Origin of the sequence: Streptomyces sp. NPDC046900, from assembly GCF_040644975.1 — a bacterium.
Classification (GTDB): domain Bacteria; phylum Actinomycetota; class Actinomycetes; order Streptomycetales; family Streptomycetaceae; genus Streptomyces.
Genome location: NZ_JBEYXD010000013.1, coordinates 22275 through 22518 on the forward strand (window position 1 = coordinate 22275; position 244 = coordinate 22518).

Annotated in this window: 1 protein-coding gene; it reads right to left on the bottom strand. The window is 72.5% G+C overall.

Going from position 1 to position 244, the window contains the following annotated elements:
- Positions 1-244: hypothetical protein (locus ABZ904_RS15540; RefSeq protein ID WP_361823563.1), on the bottom strand; the 244-nt coding region annotated here is incomplete at both ends.

Here is a 244-nt window from a genome sequence, read left to right on the forward strand (position 1 = left end):
CAGTTGGGTGACGGGTCGCCTCAGCAGCCTGGCGATGGGTCGGTCCAGCAGCCAGGGGGGCAGCAGGGATACGGGCAGCTGCAGCAAGGGGGGACGGGGCAGGGCGAGGGCCGGGTTCAGCAGTTGGGTGACGGGTCGCCTCAGCAGCCTGGCGATGGGTCGGTCCAGCAGCCAGGGGGGCAGCAGGGATACGGGCAGCTGCAGCAAGGGGGGACCGGGCAGGGCGACGGCGGGGTTCAGCAGC